Raw genomic sequence first — 15,752 nt, 5'->3', positions numbered from 1 at the left:
GACCTGACCGGGCCCGGCCCGGTCAGGGCGTCTCGGGACGAGGCCGCCCCCGGCACGGCCCGAAACCCGAAAGGTAACCAAGTCCCGTGTTCCTCCGCACTTTCGGCTGGTCGTTCGCGATCACCGTCCTAGGCCTGATCGCGGCCGGACTGCTCTGGGGGGCCCAAGGATTCGGCATCGTGCTGATCCTCTCCATCCTGGAGATCTCCCTGTCGTTCGACAACGCGGTGGTCAACGCCACGGTGTTGAAGCGGATGAACCCGTACTGGCAGAAGATCTTCCTGACCGTCGGCGTGCTCATCGCCGTCTTCGGCATGCGGCTGGTCTTCCCGCTGCTGGTGGTCGGCCTCACCGCGAAGCTCAACCCCGCGACGGTCATCGACCTCGCGCTGCACTCCGACAAGACGCACGACGGCCTGACCTACGGCCAGTACCTGGAGGCGGCCAACCCCGCCATCGCGGCCTTCGGCGGCGTCTTCCTGCTCATGATCTTCCTCGACTTCGTGTTCGACGACGAGAAGGAGCACAACTGGCTGGGCTGGATCGAGCGCCCGCTGGAGAAGGTCGGCAAGCTGGACGCCTTCTCCAGCGTCGTCGCGCTGGTCGTGCTGGTGCTGGCCTCCAACTTCTTCGCCGGGGAGCACGCTGAAACCGTTCTGCTCGCCGGTGTCCTCGGCCTGATCACCTATCTCGTGGTCGGCGGCCTCTCCTCGATCTTCGAATCGGGTCTGGAGGAGGACGCCGAGCGCGAGGAGGCGGCCGAGAAGTCCGGCAAGTCGATCCTCCAGGTCGGCGGCAAGGCCGCGTTCTTCCTCTTCCTCTACCTGGAGGTCCTGGACGCCTCGTTCTCCTTCGACGGCGTGGTCGGCGCGTTCGCCGTCTCCAGCGACATCTTCCAGATCACCCTGGGCCTGGGCATCGGCGCGATGTACATCCGCTCGCTGACCGTCTTCCTGGTCCGCAAGGGCACCCTGGACGACTACGTCTACCTGGAGCACGGCGCGCACTACGCGATCGGCGCGCTCTCGGTGATCCTGCTGGTCGGGATCAAGTACCACATCCCGGAGATCGTCACCGGCCTGATCGGCGTCGCCTTCATCGGGCTGGCGCTCGGCTCGTCGATCCTGCGCAACCGGCGCGAGGGCGCGCAGGACGAACCGGAACTGGTGGGTACGAGTACCGGCGAGTAGCCCGCCGGGTACGCGAAACGGCCGCCTCCGGGAATCCGGGGGCGGCCGTTTCGCGTCGCGGTGCGCCCGCTCAGCCGAGCTGCTGCTCGATCGCGCGCAGCTTGCGCTCCAGCGAGTCCAGCTTGGGCATCGACAGGGTGTCGTCGTCGGCCGTCAGGTCGATGGCCGAGCTGCGGTAGGACGAGCCCGAGGCCGATCCGGCGGACGAGGAGGAGGAGTAGGACGACGAGTAGGACGAGGACGAGGAGGACGCCGACGAGGACGGCGCGTACGACGAGCCGACGGCGGCACGCGGGCGGCGGCCGGCGTCCAGCGCGGCCGGCTCCAGCGGGCCCGAGGCGGCCTGGTACGAGGAGGCGGTGTCCGACTCGGCGGCTAGGGCAGGCTCCGTAGCGGTCTGGCCGTCGCCGGCAGCCGTGAGCGCGGGCACCTGGCGGCCGCCGCGGGCCCGGGCGAGCATGCCGCCCTGGCGGGAGATGGCCTTCAGCTCGGCCCGCTCGCGGCGGTCGGCCGTGCGGGCCCGCACCTTGGCGTCCAGCTTGGCCTGGCGCTCCTCGCGCACCTCCTCGACCGCCTCGTCCAGGCTGCGGACGTTCTCCAGCAGCATCAGCGACCAGGCCGCGTAGGTCTCGCGCGGGGCGCGCAGCCAGCGGACGATCCGGATCTGCGGCAGCGGGCGCGGCACGAGCCCCTGCTCGCGCAGCGCGGCCTTGCGGGTCTGCTTCAGCGCGCGGTCGAACAGGATCGCCGCCGAGATCGACATGCCGGAGAAGAACTGCGGGGCGCCGTCGTGCGTCACGCCGCGCGGCGCGTGCACCCAGTTGAACCAGGCCGAGGCGATCGCGAACACCCAGACCAGCAGGCGGGAGCCGAGCGCGGCGTCACCGTGGCTGGCCTCACGCACGGCGAGCACCGAGCAGAACATCGCGGCGCCGTCGAGGCCGAACGGGACGAGGTACTCCCAGCCGCCGGACAGCCCCAGGTTCTCCTTGCCGAAGCCCACCAGGCCGTGGAAGGACAGCGCGGCCGCGACACCGGCGCAGCAGAACAGCAGCGTGTAGGAGGAGATGCCGTAGATCATCTCCTTGCGCCGCCGACGCTCCTCGCTGCGCTCCCAGGAGTCGCCGGCCTCTTCCTTCTTCGTGTTCTTGAAACGCAGCGTCGCCAGCAGGACGGCGACGAACAGCAGGGCTGCGCCGCCGACGACGGTCCAGACCAGCTGTATGGAGGTCAGGTTCATTGCGGGTCGGGCCTCGGGTTTCCGCAGGGGACGGGTTCACAGAGCGACACAGGCGGTCAGCTCCCGGTACTCGGGGAGCGCCTGACGATTCGTTCGTCGCCGCACGGCGTACCCGCCGCACCCGCGCAGGGGCGGACGGGACACCTGTGCGGCTAGACGATATCGCGTCCGAAGGGGCGGCATGTTACGGGAGGGGGGCTTCCTCCCGCCAATCGACCCGCCGACCGCTCCACTCGTCGACCCGGCGGTGAGCGCCGGGGGGCCCGACGGGGTAGGGGAGGGGGAGGTTTGGGTATCCGAGGGCCGGGCTGATGCCCGATCATGGAGCGGCGGACCGTCAGATCGCCTGACGGGAGCAGGGGGAGAGGGCGGGATGGTCTCGATCTGGGAGTACCTGCGCGGGGAGCGGAACTACACCTTCGACAACCCGGGCGGTCAGCACAAGGTCATACTCACCAAGTCGACCCCGCAGCACGCGATCACCGGGGCCGCGGCCACCACCGGCTACCTCTACGTCAACCTGCACTGGACCACCCGCTCCGGGGCCGTCCGGCCCAGTGCCCGGGAACGCGCCAAGCGCCTCTTCAGCCCCCGTATCCTGCGCCCGCTGGAGCCGGACTCGGTGCAGAACGAGCAGGTCAACGTCGACCTCGACCTGGCGTGCATGTACGAACTGTCCGACGGGAGCAGCGGCGTGGTGCAGCCGCTCGGCGGCTACTTCGGCGACCTCCGGCAACCGCCGTACATCAAGCTCAGCGGCGACGACCAGTACGGGGCGCCGTCCGGCGAGACGATGTACGTCAACCTGGAGAAGAAGGACAAGTTCAAACGGCTGCTGATCTTCGTCTACATCTACGACGGCACGCCGGCCTTCGAGCAGTCCCACGCGGTGGTGACGATCGTGCCGCAGACCGGGCCGCGGATCGAGATCAAGCTGGACGAACGGGCCCGGGCGGCGCGCTCGTGCGCGGTGGTGCTGATCGAGAACGCGGGGGACAACCAGCTGACGGTGCGCCGTGAGGTGCGGTACGTCAACGGGTTCCAGGCGGACATCGACCGGCTGTACGGGTTCGGGCTGCAGTGGCAGCGCGGGTACAAGAGCCAGGGCGGCTCCGACTAGACCCTGTCCGGCCTGGGCCCTGTCCGGCCCGGCCCTGTTCGGTCCGGCCCTGTTCGGTCCGGTCGGAGCCGGGCGGCGGTCATGCTCTGGGCAGACCGATCAGCGGGGCTGGAACTGCGGGCCCTGCGGCGGCAGGGCGAACTCCTCGCCGGTGGGCGGCTGGGCCGGTGCCTGGGCCGGTGCCTGGGCCGGTGGTTGCGCGGGGGCCTGGGCCGGCGGCTGCTGGCCGGTGCCGGCGTGCGGGTAGCCGTAGCTGCCGGGGTGCTGCTGCGGGGCGGGCTGCTGCTGGTGCGGGTAGCCGTAGCCGGCGCCCTGCTGCTGCGGGTACGGCTGGGGGGTCGGCTGCGGGTACCCGTAGCCGGTACCGGGCTGCTGCTGCGGATAGCCGTAGCCGGTGCCGGGCGGCTGCTGGGGCTGCGGCTGGTGCGGGTAGCCGTACCCGGTGCCGGGCTGGTGGGCCGGGGGTGCGGGCGGGGCCGGCGCAGTGGCCGGGGGAACGGCGGGCGGCGCGGTCGGCGGTGGCGGCACCGCGCCGGTGGCGGCCGCGGCGGGCTGCTGCTGGGGCCGGCCCTGGGGGGTGGCCGACGGCTGCGGGACGGCCGGGGCCAGGGTGAAGGTGCCGGGCTCGGGCGGGGCGGTCGGGCGCGGGGCGGGCAGCGGGGTGCTGCGGGGGTCGACGGCGGCGGTGGGGGTGACGGTGGGGGTGGCCGTCGAGGCCGCCGCCGGGGCCGCGTCGGCCTCCGCCTCGTCGTCGACGGTGATGCCGAAGTCGGTGGCCAGGCCGATCAGGCCGGAGGTGTAGCCCTGGCCGATCGCCCGGAACTTCCAGGCGCCGGAGCGCCGGTACAGCTCGCCCGCGACCAGGGCGGTGACGTTCTCGCCGTCGGAGATCGCGAACTCGGCGAGTGCGGGCGCGACGTCCCCGGCCGTGGCGTCGAAGAGCAGCAGGCGCAGCCCGGGCACCGTGCGGAAGGAGCCGCCCTCGGAGGAGCCGGCCAGCACCACCCGGTCGACGTCGGCGGGCAGCTTGGCGAGTTCGACCTCGATCGTGTCGATGATCTCGGCGCCGCCGGAGGTCTGCTGCTTGGGCAGGTGGCGCACCAGGCCGGAGGGGTGCCGCGGCTGGTTGTAGAAGACGAAGTCGGCATCCGAACGGACCTTGCCGGTGGCGCCGAGCAGCAGCGCGGACGCGTCCACGTCCGGCGCACCGGGCGTGGCGCTCCAGCGCAGCACGGCGCGGACCGCCGCAGCCGGCAGTGCGATGTTGGCGCCCTTGGCCATCACGTGCGTCATAGCCGACCATCCTGCCCGTTCGCCACCCCTTCGGACAACGTGACCGGGACCGTCGGAACCAGGTCGGACTTTGCCAAGACTTGCGCTTGCCGGGGGTTTGCCGGTGCTCGACCGGTGATCGGTGATCTGGACGGCGATGTTCCGGGAGTTCAGTGCCGAGGAACCGGGGACGGCCGGAATCCGTCCGTACGATGGGCGGTCCAAGGGCCCGCCGGGGTCGGGCGGAGGGGGGCCCGCCGGCGTCCGTCCGGGAACCATGGAGCCCCGTGGACCGGTTAACCATGGTGTCGCACCGCTGGATCGCGGTGTCGTCCCGCGCCGCCGAATGCCCCGGCAACGGACCGGCGGCCGTCAAACCTCTGAGGAGAGCACCTTGCGCCATTTCGGCCACCTCGCCGACGACGTACGCGGTCGCCTCTTCCTCGAACCGCCCCGGCCGTTCACCGCGCGGAGCGAGGCCGCGGTGCTGGCCACCGCCCTCGGCGGCACCCTCTACAGCCCCGCCACCCGGCCCGCGCTGGCCGCCGACATCCGCAAACAGGCTGCTCGGGGCGTGGTGTCGATGGTGCTCTGCCTGGAGGACGCGATCGCCGACCACGAGGTGGACGCGGGGGAGCGGAACCTGATCGAGCAGTTGAATGACCTGGTCAGGGATTTCACCGACTGCACACAAAGCCACCCCCTGCTCTTCATCAGAGTTCGAGCCGCCTCCCAGATCCTCGACCTGGCCGAGCGGCTCGGGCCGGCCGTCGAGCTGCTGAACGGGTTCGTCCTGCCGAAGTTCACCACGGAGACCGGCGGCGCGTACCTGGCCGCCCTGGCCGCCGCCGAGGCCGCCACCGGGCGCCGGCTGTTCGCCATGCCCGTCCTGGAGTCGCCCGAACTCGCCCACCTGGAGACCAGGCGCCAGCAGCTCTTCGGCATCGCCGACCTGCTCGCCGGACACCGGGAGCGGGTGCTCGCCGTCCGCCTCGGCGTGACCGACCTCTGCTCCGCGTACGGCCTGCGCCGCTCGCCCGACCTCACCGCGTACGACGTCGCCCTGGTCTCGGCGGTGATCGGCGACGTGGTCAACGTGCTCGGCCGGGCGGACGGCACCGGGTACACCGTCACCGGTCCGGTCTGGGAGTACTTCCCGGTCCAGGAGCGGATGTTCAAGCCGCAGCTGCGCCGCACGCCGTTCGCCGAGGCCCCCGGGACGGCCCGGGCCTCCGGCGAGGAGGTCCGCCGGCGGATCATCGAGCACGACCTGGACGGGCTGATCCGGGAGGTCGAGCTCGACCGGGCCAACGGCCTGCTCGGCAAGACCTGCATCCACCCCAGCCACGTCCCCGCCGTGCACGCCCTCTCCGTGGTCACGCACGAGGAGTACTGCGACGCCCGGGACATCCTCCGGCAGGAGCAGGACGGCGGCGGGGTCCTGCGCTCGGCGTACACCAACAAGATGAACGAGGCCCGGCCGCACCGGGCCTGGGCGGAGCGGGTGCTGCTGCGGGCGGAGGTGTTCGGGGTGGCCCGGGAGGACGTGAGCTTCGCGGAGCTGCTCGCGGCCTGCCTGTGCGGGGAGTGAGGGGGCTGAGGGGGCTGTCCGCAGCCGGCCTGAACGGCCCGACCGATCCGACCTATCCGACTGATCCGAAGACCGCACCACCGCACCATGCGAAGACCGCACCACCGCACCATGCGAAGGCAGGACCAGCAGTGACAGCACAGCAGACGTGGACCGGCCGTTGGGTCGCCGACCGGGCCGGCATCGCCCTGACCGGATCGGACCGCCTCCCCGAACTCGTGGGCCTGGCCCTGCGTTCCCAGAACCCGAAGCGCGCCCACCTGCTGGTCTCCACCGTGCTCGGCAAGCACGTCCCGCAGCGGCCCGCGGTCGTCCACGGTGCCGGGCTCGAACTCGGCCGGCAGGTCCGCGAGTTGCTGGGCGACGAGGCCGCCGCGCGGGCCGTCGTCCTCGGCTACGCGGAGACGGCCACCGGCCTCGGCCACAGCGTCGCCGACGGCCTCGACGCCCCGTACCTGCACTCCACCCGCCGCCCGGTGCCCGGGGTGCCCCCGCTCGGCGGCTTCGAGGAGGAGCACTCGCACGCCACCTCGCACCTGCTGCTCCCCGCCGATCCCGAACTCCTCGCCGGTGGCGGCCCGTTGGTGCTGGTCGACGACGAGTTCTCGACCGGCCGCACGGTCCTCAACACCATCCGTGAACTGCACGCCCGCCACCCCCGCGACCACTACGTCGTCGTCGCCCTGGTCGACCTGCGCTCCACCGCCGACCGCCGCCGGCTCGCCGACACCGCCGCCGAACTCGGCGCCCGGCTCGACCTGGTGGCCACCGCCAGCGGCGCCGTCCAGCTGCCCGCCGACGTCCTGGACCGCGCCGAGCGGCTGATAGCCGAGGCCGCCCCCGCCCCCGCCGCACCCCCGGGAACGCCCGCACCGCTCGCCCGGGTCGACCTGGACTGGCCCGCCGGGCTCCCCGACGGCGGCCGGCACGGGTTCACCGCCCGCGACCGCGCCCGACTGGACGCCGCCCTGCCCCGCCTGGCCGGACAGCTGGCCGACGCACTGCCCGCCACGGCGCGGCGCGTGCTGGTCCTCGGCTTCGAGGAGCTGATGTACGCCCCGCTGCGGCTGGCCGGCGCACTCGCCGACCGGCTGGGCGGCGACCGCGTCCGCTACTCCACCACCACCCGCTCGCCCGTCCTCGCCGTGGACGACCCCGGCTACGCCATCCGCACCCGCCTCGCCTTCCCCGCCCACGACGACCCGCAGGACGACGCGTCGCGCGAGCGCTACGCCTACAACGTCGCCCCCGGCAGCGACCCGGCCCGCCGCTTCGACGCGGTCGTGCTGGTGGTCGACGACGTCGCCGACACCCCCGCCCTGTGCGAGGGCGAGCGCGCCCTGCTCGGCCAGCTGCGGCAGGTCACCGACCAGGTGGTGCTCGCGGTGCTGCCCTCCCACCGGCCGGTCCGGCTGCCGTCCCGCATGCCGGCCGGGCTGCCGTCCCCGTTGTACGGCCCGGCGTTCTCCTCCTACCGGCCCGACGAGGTGGCCTGGCTGCTCAAGGACCTCTCCGGCGTCCCGCTCGAAGCCCCCACCGAGGAGCGCGAGGAGGCCGTCCAGAACGGCGGCGCGCACTACGCCGAGTCGCTGCCGGTCGAGTACCAGCCCAGCCCCGAGTACCAGGAGCTGTTCCACCAGGCGCTGCGCGCCTCCGCCCGCCGCATCGCGCTCGCCGCCGGCACCGTCGCCGAGACCCTGCTGCGCGAGCGCGGCCCCGGCCTGGTGCTCGCCTCGCTGGCCCGGGCCGGCACGCCCGTCGGCATCCTGATCCGCCGCTGGCTCGCCCACGTCCACGGCCTCGACACCCCGCACTACGCCGTCTCCATCGTCCGCGGCCGCGGCATCGACCCGGTCGCCCTGCGCTACCTGGCCACCCACCACCGCGCCGGCGACGTCGTGTTCGTCGACGGCTGGACCGGCAAGGGCGCGATCACCCGCGAACTCGCCGAGGCCCTGGCCGGCACCGGCTTCGACCCGGACCTCGCCGTCCTCGCCGACCCCGGCCGCTGCGCGCGCACCTACGGCACCCGGGACGACTTCCTGATCCCCTCCGCCTGCCTCAACTCCACCGTCTCCGGCCTGGTCTCGCGCACCGTGCTGCGGCCCGGCCTGATCGGCCCGGACGACTTCCACGGCGCCAAGCACTACGCCGAACTGGCCGGCGCGGACGTCTCCGCCGCCTTCCTCGACACCGTTGCCGACCACTTCGACGCCGTCCGCCCGGAGGCCGTCGCCGCCGCCGACCGGCTGTCCACCGCCCCGGACCGCACGCCCGACTGGGCCGGCTGGGCCGCCGTCGAACGGATCAGCACCGAGTACGGCATCGACAGCGTCAACCTGGTCAAGCCCGGCGTCGGCGAGACCACCCGGGTGCTGCTGCGCCGCGTCCCCTGGCGGGTCCTCGCCCGGCGCGGCGCCGGCGCCGACCTCGACCACGTCCGGCTGCTCGCCGCCCAGCGCGGCGTCGAGGTCGAGGAGGTGGACGGCCTGCCGTACTCCTGCGTCGGCCTCATCCACCCCCGCTACAGTCGGGGAGCGACCGGGGCCTCCGGTAGGACCGTTGTGGTGAAGGAGTCCTGATGAACGCCGATGTCCTCGTCGCCAGCGACCTCGACCGGACGCTCGTCTACTCCAACCGGGCCCTCGCCCTGGACGTCCCCGACCGGCTCGCGCCCCGGCTGCTCTCCGTCGAGGTGCACGACGGCAAGGCGCTCTCGTTCATGACCGAACAGGCCGCCGCGCTGCTCGTCGAACTCGTCCGGCAGGCCTGGTTCGTCCCCGCCACCACCCGCACCCTCGCCCAGTACGAGCGGATCAACCTGCCCGGCCCGACGCCCGGTTGGGTCCCCGCGTACGCGATCTGCGGCAACGGCGGGCACCTGCTCGTCGACGGCGTGCCCGACCAGGACTGGCGCACCGAGATCACCGCGCGGCTCGCCTCCGGTGCGGCCCCGCTGGAGGAGGTCGTCCGGCAGCTCGCCCTGAGCGCCGACCCGGAGTGGACGCACAAGCGCCGCGTCGCCGACGGGCTGTTCGCCTACCTCGTCGTCGAGCGCGCCGCACTGCCCGGCGGCTGGCTCGACGAGCTGACCGGCTGGTGCGCCGGACGCGGCTGGACGGTCTCGCTCCAGGGCCGCAAGGTCTACGCCGTCCCCGCACCGCTCAGCAAGAGCGCCGCCCTCGCCGAAGCCGTCCGGCGCACCGGCGCGTCCACCGTGCTCGCGGCCGGCGACTCACTGCTCGACGCCGACCTGCTGCTCGCCGCCGACGCCGCCTGGCGGCCCGGGCACGGCGAACTCGCCGACGGCGGCTGGACCGCCCCCGGCGTCACCGCCCTCGACGAGGTGGGGGTGGCGGCGGGGGAGGAGATCGTCCGACGCTTCCTCGCTCGGGTGGCCGCCGCGTCCGGCGTGGCCGCCGCGTCCGGCGTGCCCGTCGTGCCCGTCGTGCCCGGCGCGCCCGTCGCCTCCTGAGCGGAAGCGGTAGCGGTCAGCCGCAGCAGCCGCCGCCGCAACAGCCCCCTCCGCCACCACCGTTGCCGGAGGGGGCCTGGCGCGGGGCGCCGCCCGAAGCGGAGCCGGTGACGGCGACGGCGGACAGCAGCTTCACGGTGTCCTCGTGGCCCTGCGGGCAGACGGCGGGGGCGCCGGCCTGCGCCATCGGGCGGCGGAGTTCGAAGGTGGCGCCGCAGGATCGGCAGCGGAAGTCGTAGCGTGGCATACCGGCAGGGTACCCAGGCGGAGCCCTGCCGACGTCCTGTCGGTGCCCTGCCAGCGCCCTGTTGGCGTCCTGCTGGTGGGCTCTACCGGTGGGCGCTGCCCGTTTCCTGCCCGGCCGGTGCTACCGGTGCCCGCCCAGATCGCCGCGGATCAGCCCGATCACCTGCGCCGCCGTCTCCCGCACGCCCGCCAGCTCGGTCAAGAAATGCCAGTAGTCGGGGTGCCGGCCGGCCGCCTCCAAGGTGGCCACGGCCCGGTCCAGCCGCGCCACCGCCTCGTCCAGCGGGGCGGCGTGCCGCGGGTCCGGCGCGCTGCGGCCCGTCATCGCCAGCCGCTGCGCGTCGCGCAGGGCGAACCGGGCCCGCTCCACCTCCCGGTGGGGGTCGTGCTGCACCTCGTTCAGTTGCCGCAGCCGCTCGTTCACCGCGACCACCGACCCGTCCGCGGTGTCCAGCAGCGCGCGCACCGTACCGATCGCGCCCGTCGCGTCCGCCCAGCGCTGCTCGTCCCGGGCCCGGGCGGCCTCGGCGAGCTTGCGCTCCGCCGCCCGCCCGGTCTCCGCGACCTGCTCCGACACCCGCTGGAGGTCCTGCCAGCAGGCCGAGCTGAACCGGCGGCGCAGTTCGCTCAGCGCCGGCTCGACCGTCTCCGCCTTGGTCTCCAGCGCCTGGATCCGGGTCCGCAGGCTCGCCACCCGCCGGTCGATCTCCCGTGCCCGCTCCGGCAGTTGACCGGCGTCGGCCGCGATCGCCTCGGCGCGCTGCCGGACGTCGTCCGCGCGCCGCAGCGTCGGCGCCACCCCGTGCCGGGCCGGCCCCTCGTTCAGCAGCCCGAGCTCCGGCGCCAGTTCGGCCAGCCGGGCCGCCAGGTCGTCCGCCCGCAGCCCGGCACCGCGCACCGCGTCCAGCGCGTTGCTCGCCTGGAGCAGCGCGCGCTTCGCCTGCTCCACCGCCGGGGTGACCCGCATCAGCTGCTGCTCGGCGCGCTGGAGGGCCGGCTGCAGCCGCTGGAGGAAGTCGTTCAGCTCCGCCCGGGCCGAGCCGAGCTGCCCCTTCACGTCCTCCAGCTGACGCCGGGCCCGCGCCGCGGTGCCGGCGTCCAGCGCCTCGTCGTCCAGGTTGTACGCGTCCAGCGCGCCCAGGTAGTTCACGGTGACCTGGTCCACCCGGCCGGTGATCCCCGCCAGGTCCGCCAGCGCCCGGCGGGCCGTCGCCTCGTCCTCGGCCGCCCGGACGGTCTCCACCGCCAACTGCACCTCGCGCTGCGTCGAGTCCAGCTCGTAGAACGCCTCCTGCGCGGCGTCCCGGGCCGCCTTGGCGTCCGCCCGCACACCCTCCCCGCCGCGCCGGCCCCACCAGCCGCCCGTCCCGGCCGAGGCCAACCCCAGCGCACCCAGCGCACCCGCCAGCACCACCGGCACCACCAGTGCGTCGGCCAGCGCACTCCCCGCCCGACGCCACCCCCGCCCGCTCCCGCCGGCCACCGTCACTGCGCGCTCCCTGCTCCGACCCGCTGATCCACCCCCATTCTTCCCGATCACCCCACCCCACCGGCACCCCCACCCGTCCCACTCCCCGACCACCCGCACCACAGCACCCCCCGGGACCAGGTACCCTAGGCAGTCGTCGTGCCCCCACCGGGCCGCGACAGGGGGCGCGTAGCTCAGTGGTAGAGCGCTGCTCTTACAAAGCAGATGTCGGCGGTTCGAAACCGTCCGCGCCCACAGCGAACATGCAGGTCAGAGGGCCGTGGTGGCAGCTCGAAAGAGCCGACACCACGGCCCGAAACACATTTAGAACACATCACGCCGCAGCGGCGTCGGCAGCTGCCTCCAAGGCAGCGACTTCGGCGGCGAGCTTGGCCGCCTTCTTCTGTGCCTTCTCGGCCTTCTTCTTCGCCAGCTTGAGCACCTTCGACCGCTGGCTGTCGAGCCGGTCTGACACCTCATCCAGACGGTCCGGCCAGAGGTGACCGTACGTGTCCAGCGTCAGGGTCGCGGTCTTGTGGCCCAGCATGGTCTGGACCACCTTGACGTCGGCGCCGCTGGCGATTGCCAGGGAAGCCGCAGTGTGCCGCAGTTTGTGAAGCGTGATGCCGAGGTCTGCCAGGCCAGCGCTCTCCAGAGCCTTCTTGAACCGCCGACGTGTGAAGTTGCCGACGATCAGCTTTCCGCCCTCGGGGGCTGTGAAGAGAAGGTCGTCTGGATCGCGGCCGGCCATCAGCAATTCGAGTTCCTTGAGAAGGAACGCGGGCACTGGAACCGAGCGGCGCTCATGGTTCTTCGGAGTGTCGAGGTATAGGCCGCCTTTGTCTCGACTCCACGTCTCGGCGATCCGAACGCGTCGGGTGGCAAGGTTTACGCGACTGATCTTGATTGCCGTGGCTTCGCCCCAGCGGACTCCGGTATAGGCAAGAAATAGGATCAGCGTCCGATACTCGCCGCAAGCGTCAGCGAGGTTTTCCACCTGCACGTTGTCCAGGTAAACGTGCTCCGGCGGGACGTAGCGAGGGAGAGGGATTCCGATTGCCGGGTTATAGGCAATCCGGCGCGCACGCACTGCATAGTCCAGTACTCCCTTAAGGACGACGTGGATCTTCCGAATGGTGCTCGCGGAGAGGGGTTTTCCGTTGGATACGGAGTCCGCGAGGATGTCGCTGAGCCACTTGGCGATGCCGTCGAACTGGATGCGAGCAACCGGAGTTGATCCCCATTTGGGGATCACGTATGTGTCGAGCGCGATGCGGTACCTGGCGCGTGTCGAACGCTTCACATTGAGCTTGGCCGTGAACCACTCTTCCGCAATCTCTGCGAACTTCGTGCGGCCCGCAGATGGGTCTCGGTAGGTTCCGTTGCCGAGCTTTTCCTCCAGCTCGGTCCGAGTGGCTTCGGCATCGACCTTTCGCCGGACGGTCTTCATGCGAGCCTGGCCGTCCGGGTCATACCATCGCACGCGGAACCTGCCGGGAGCAGTGCGTCCGCTGGACTTTGCCTTCGCTACCGCCGCCTTGAAGTCGGCATGGTTAATTCGGTCTTCTATCCAAACGCGGGACATAAATCACCTGGATCTGCCTTGCAGTGTTCATGGTCATATCCATTCCTTCTTTCTGCCCGTTCGAATGCGCGGCTTCTGCCGCATTTCGGGTTGCATGGTTTATCGGTGATCCGCACGTGGCGCAGATGGCGACGACGACGTGGCGCGGAACGGAGGAGGCCGGAGGCCAGGGGACTTGGCCGGAGATCAGGCCGGTCGGGGGAGCGGCCAGATGCCGAGTGCGGGGTTGCTGGGCAGGTGCCTGTTGTGGACGCCGAGTTCCAGGGCGCGCTTGAGCGCTGCGAGGATGCCGTTGATCGTGGTGACGCTCAGCTGGCCTTCGGCGTGCAGATCTGCCATCAGGCGCTCGATGTCCGCTCGGGTGATCGCGATGGCGAGCCTGCGCCCCAGGCGAGGCAGTACACGTGCAGGTCGAGCGGCCCGCGGTTCGGGAACCTCGGCGCCCCTGGCCGGGTGGATTGCACCGGCAGGGACGACCAGTGATCGACCAGACGGTTGAGCGTCACCGGCGCCCGGCCGTGGGCGATATCGGCCCGCACAGCTGCGGCGAGGTGCGGGGTCGGCAAGCTCAGGCTGTGGGAAGTGCCCGACTCGTCGCGCCAGCGGACGCGGTAGCGGGCCGGAGGGGTGCGGCCGGCCGCGCGAGCGCGTTCGACGGCCAGCAGGTAGTCCGCGTGCTTACCGCGGTCCTCGATCCGAGCGTGGAGCATGGTCTTCTGCCAATCGTTGATATATGCATGTCATAAGATCGCCTCTTTTTCTGCCCGTACGGGTGCGGGACCGGTCGGTCGCGCAATCGGGTTCGCTGAACTGGCGTCGCGGCGGTGCCGAACGCCGGGTGCCGTGGCTGCCCTACTTCGAGTCGGAGTCGCCGGGCTTGAGCAGGGCGGCGAGTTCTTCCGGGCTTGAGCCCGACTGAACCGCAGCGTTGATCTTCTCCAGGGTCGCTGCCATCTCCGAGTTGAAGGCCGCGGTCATCGCGGCGGCCCGGTCCTGGAGCACCGAGCTGGTGAGGTCGGCGAGGGTCCGCTGACTGTCTCCAGTCGGCCTCCGCTGGATGGCCGTCGAGTAGAACTGCCGGGAGTCGCTCTGAGGCAGAGCCTTCTGCCCGCTGAACCACTCCATCAGCAACTCGCCGTCACTGACCGCCAGTTCGGGAGTCAGCAGGAGCTTCGTGCCCGGTACGGCCTCGTCCGGCAGGCCAAGCAGGTGGATCGGCGAGATGTCCAACGCCACTGCGAGGGCCACGACTTCGTCGATCGAAAGCTCGCGCCGTCGAACGCCGTTCGTGTCGCGCCGACCCGTCTCGATGTTGGCCAGGACGGGGGCCGTCAGCTTGGTCGCGCCGGCATCGTGGCAGGCGGCTGCTAGTTGCTTCACCGTCCACCCACGTCGATTTCGGGCCTCCTTCACCCGAAGCGCTACCGCGTCGCTCACCGACAGGGTCGGCGGGGCCGAGTCGCTCGACATCTGGCCTCCTTGCTTGTCGTATCGGCAACTCTACTCATCGCCTCTCGATTGTGCAATCGACAACCCGTAGGCCCGTCGGCGTGCGTCGATTCGACAAGCAGTCCTCTCGCGGGGCGACTGGGGCCAGGTGGGTGGTGCTAAAATTGTCGAAATGACAAGTTAATGTGTCGCATTGACAATCATGCCCGTGTTGTTCGATGCTCATCTCGGTTGTCCAAACGACAAGCAGGATTGTCGAAATGACAAGTGGACGAGATGTGAGTGCTCATGAGTACGGACAGGTTGTGGACCTTGCAGGAGCTCGCGGAGTTCCTGGGTGTGCCGACGCAGTCGATCTACCAGATGAACTGGAAGGGCACCGGACCGCGGAGCTACAAGGTGGGGCGCCACAGGCGGTACGACCCGCGGGACGTGCGGCAGTGGTTGGAAACCCGCTCTTCCGACACGGGGGGCGGGCGATGAAGCGACAGCTCGGCACGACTCGCCGCCCATGGTGGTCCGCGGACGACGCGGCGGTCTACCTCGGCATCACGAGCGCGGACCTGCGGGAACTGGGTGGTGCGGGCACCGGCCCCAAGTACACCGAGACCCCTGATGGCCTTCGGCGCTACCGGCCGTCCGACGTCAGGCTCTGGGGCTCGGCGGGCTTGGTGCGCGACAGTCGCGGATGGAACGGGGCAGCACGGTGACGCGACGACGGCGGGCCAGTGCCCCCGCTCGCCGACCGACCGGCGAAGACGGATGTCCGCTTCCGCCCCGCCCGCCGTGACCGGAGCCGCTCGTCCCGACAGAACGGCGCCGAAACCGCTACCACCACCGCAGGAGTTCACCATGCACAGCTTCACCCACGACCGCTACTCCGAGCAGCCTCCCACCACCTGGATAGGTCGGCACTGGATGGCGACCACCAAGGACGGCTCCGGCCAGTACCTGCGTGGACTGATCCTCGACGTCCGCCCCGGAGGCGTTCACGTCCAGTGGCCGCCCTCGGACGGCCAGGACGAACGCGCCGGGTGGACCGCCACCGACAGGGGGACGCTGGCCAGAGAGTGAAGACAGGCAGAAGGCCGGGGGCCTCACCAGGAACGGTGAGGC

At 71.6% G+C, this 15,752-nt stretch carries 14 protein-coding genes and 1 tRNA gene; 8 read left to right on the top strand and 7 right to left on the bottom strand.

What is annotated here, in order from left to right; genetic code table 11:
- Window positions 1-86: 86 nt before the first annotated feature.
- Entirely contained in the window at window positions 87-1,190 is a 1,104-nt protein-coding gene (locus ACFWPI_RS02785; protein WP_380374939.1) for a DUF475 domain-containing protein, read from the top strand.
- Window positions 1,191-1,260: 70 nt separating this feature from the next.
- Here ACFWPI_RS02785 and ACFWPI_RS02780 read toward each other — a convergent pair whose 3' ends face one another.
- A complete protein-coding gene (locus tag ACFWPI_RS02780) occupies window positions 1,261-2,430 on the bottom strand; it encodes a DUF2637 domain-containing protein (protein ID WP_380374937.1) in 1,170 nt (389 codons plus the stop codon).
- A 373-nt stretch (window positions 2,431-2,803) separates the two neighbouring features.
- Here ACFWPI_RS02780 and ACFWPI_RS02775 point away from each other — a divergent pair, with 373 nt between their 5' ends.
- A complete protein-coding gene (locus ACFWPI_RS02775; RefSeq protein WP_063347436.1) occupies window positions 2,804-3,550 on the top strand; it encodes a hypothetical protein in 747 nt (248 codons plus the stop codon).
- Between the two features lie 99 nt (window positions 3,551-3,649).
- Here the strand turns inward: ACFWPI_RS02775 and ACFWPI_RS02770 are convergent, their stop codons facing one another.
- Complete coding sequence (locus ACFWPI_RS02770; protein WP_380374936.1) at window positions 3,650-4,843, bottom strand: TerD family protein; 1,194 nt, start codon at window positions 4,841-4,843, stop codon at window positions 3,650-3,652.
- Between the two features lie 373 nt (window positions 4,844-5,216).
- Here ACFWPI_RS02770 and ACFWPI_RS02765 point away from each other — a divergent pair, with 373 nt between their 5' ends.
- The 3 genes from ACFWPI_RS02765 to ACFWPI_RS02755 all read left to right on the top strand — a co-directional run bounded on the left by ACFWPI_RS02765 (window position 5,217) and on the right by ACFWPI_RS02755 (window position 9,888).
- Window positions 5,217-6,413: an HpcH/HpaI aldolase/citrate lyase family protein gene (locus ACFWPI_RS02765; RefSeq protein ID WP_380374934.1), complete on the top strand. Its 1,197-nt coding sequence runs from the start codon at window positions 5,217-5,219 to the stop codon at window positions 6,411-6,413.
- Between the two features lie 131 nt (window positions 6,414-6,544).
- Window positions 6,545-8,995 carry a phosphoribosyltransferase gene (locus ACFWPI_RS02760; RefSeq protein WP_380374932.1) on the top strand — a complete coding sequence of 817 codons (2,451 nt, stop codon included), beginning with the start codon at window positions 6,545-6,547 and terminating at the stop codon, window positions 8,993-8,995.
- Complete coding sequence (locus tag ACFWPI_RS02755) at window positions 8,995-9,888, top strand: HAD family hydrolase (protein WP_380374930.1); 894 nt, start codon at window positions 8,995-8,997, stop codon at window positions 9,886-9,888. Before ACFWPI_RS02760 ends, ACFWPI_RS02755 begins: the two co-directional genes overlap by 1 nt.
- Window positions 9,889-9,904: 16 nt before the next feature.
- On the opposite strand, the gene ACFWPI_RS02750 is transcribed toward ACFWPI_RS02755, so the two are convergent.
- Complete coding sequence (locus tag ACFWPI_RS02750; protein ID WP_063347431.1) at window positions 9,905-10,135, bottom strand: zinc ribbon domain-containing protein; 231 nt, start codon at window positions 10,133-10,135, stop codon at window positions 9,905-9,907.
- A gap of 120 nt (window positions 10,136-10,255) precedes the next feature.
- Window positions 10,256-11,617: a hypothetical protein gene (locus tag ACFWPI_RS02745; RefSeq protein ID WP_380374981.1), complete on the bottom strand. Its 1,362-nt coding sequence runs from the start codon at window positions 11,615-11,617 to the stop codon at window positions 10,256-10,258.
- A gap of 168 nt (window positions 11,618-11,785) precedes the next feature.
- Between ACFWPI_RS02745 and ACFWPI_RS02740 the strand changes: the two genes are divergently transcribed.
- Window positions 11,786-11,857, top strand: a tRNA-Val gene (locus tag ACFWPI_RS02740).
- A gap of 79 nt (window positions 11,858-11,936) precedes the next feature.
- Here the strand turns inward: ACFWPI_RS02740 and ACFWPI_RS02735 are convergent.
- From ACFWPI_RS02735 to ACFWPI_RS02725, 3 genes are all read right to left on the bottom strand, one after another.
- Window positions 11,937-13,052 carry a tyrosine-type recombinase/integrase gene (locus tag ACFWPI_RS02735; protein WP_380374928.1) on the bottom strand — a complete coding sequence of 372 codons (1,116 nt, stop codon included), beginning with the start codon at window positions 13,050-13,052 and terminating at the stop codon, window positions 11,937-11,939.
- Window positions 13,053-13,373: 321 nt separating this feature from the next.
- Window positions 13,374-13,526 carry a hypothetical protein gene (locus ACFWPI_RS02730; protein WP_380374927.1) on the bottom strand — a complete coding sequence of 51 codons (153 nt, stop codon included), beginning with the start codon at window positions 13,524-13,526 and terminating at the stop codon, window positions 13,374-13,376.
- A 513-nt stretch (window positions 13,527-14,039) separates the two neighbouring features.
- The gene (locus ACFWPI_RS02725) at window positions 14,040-14,657 is read right to left on the bottom strand and encodes a helix-turn-helix domain-containing protein (RefSeq protein WP_380374925.1); all 618 of its coding nucleotides are present in this window, start codon (window positions 14,655-14,657) and stop codon (window positions 14,040-14,042) included.
- 267 nt (window positions 14,658-14,924) lie between these two features.
- Here ACFWPI_RS02725 and ACFWPI_RS02720 point away from each other — a divergent pair, with 267 nt between their 5' ends.
- Together ACFWPI_RS02720 and ACFWPI_RS02715 are read left to right on the top strand one after the other, a co-directional pair.
- Complete coding sequence (locus ACFWPI_RS02720; RefSeq protein WP_380374923.1) at window positions 14,925-15,119, top strand: helix-turn-helix transcriptional regulator; 195 nt, start codon at window positions 14,925-14,927, stop codon at window positions 15,117-15,119.
- A gap of 369 nt (window positions 15,120-15,488) precedes the next feature.
- Window positions 15,489-15,710: a hypothetical protein gene (locus ACFWPI_RS02715; RefSeq protein WP_380374922.1), complete on the top strand. Its 222-nt coding sequence runs from the start codon at window positions 15,489-15,491 to the stop codon at window positions 15,708-15,710.
- Window positions 15,711-15,752: the final 42 nt, after the last annotated feature.

Origin of the sequence: Kitasatospora sp. NPDC058492 (assembly GCF_042720685.1) — a bacterium.
In the GTDB taxonomy this organism is placed as follows: Bacteria; Actinomycetota; Actinomycetes; order Streptomycetales; family Streptomycetaceae; genus Kitasatospora.
This window is presented reverse-complemented; position numbering and strand designations above follow the sequence as displayed.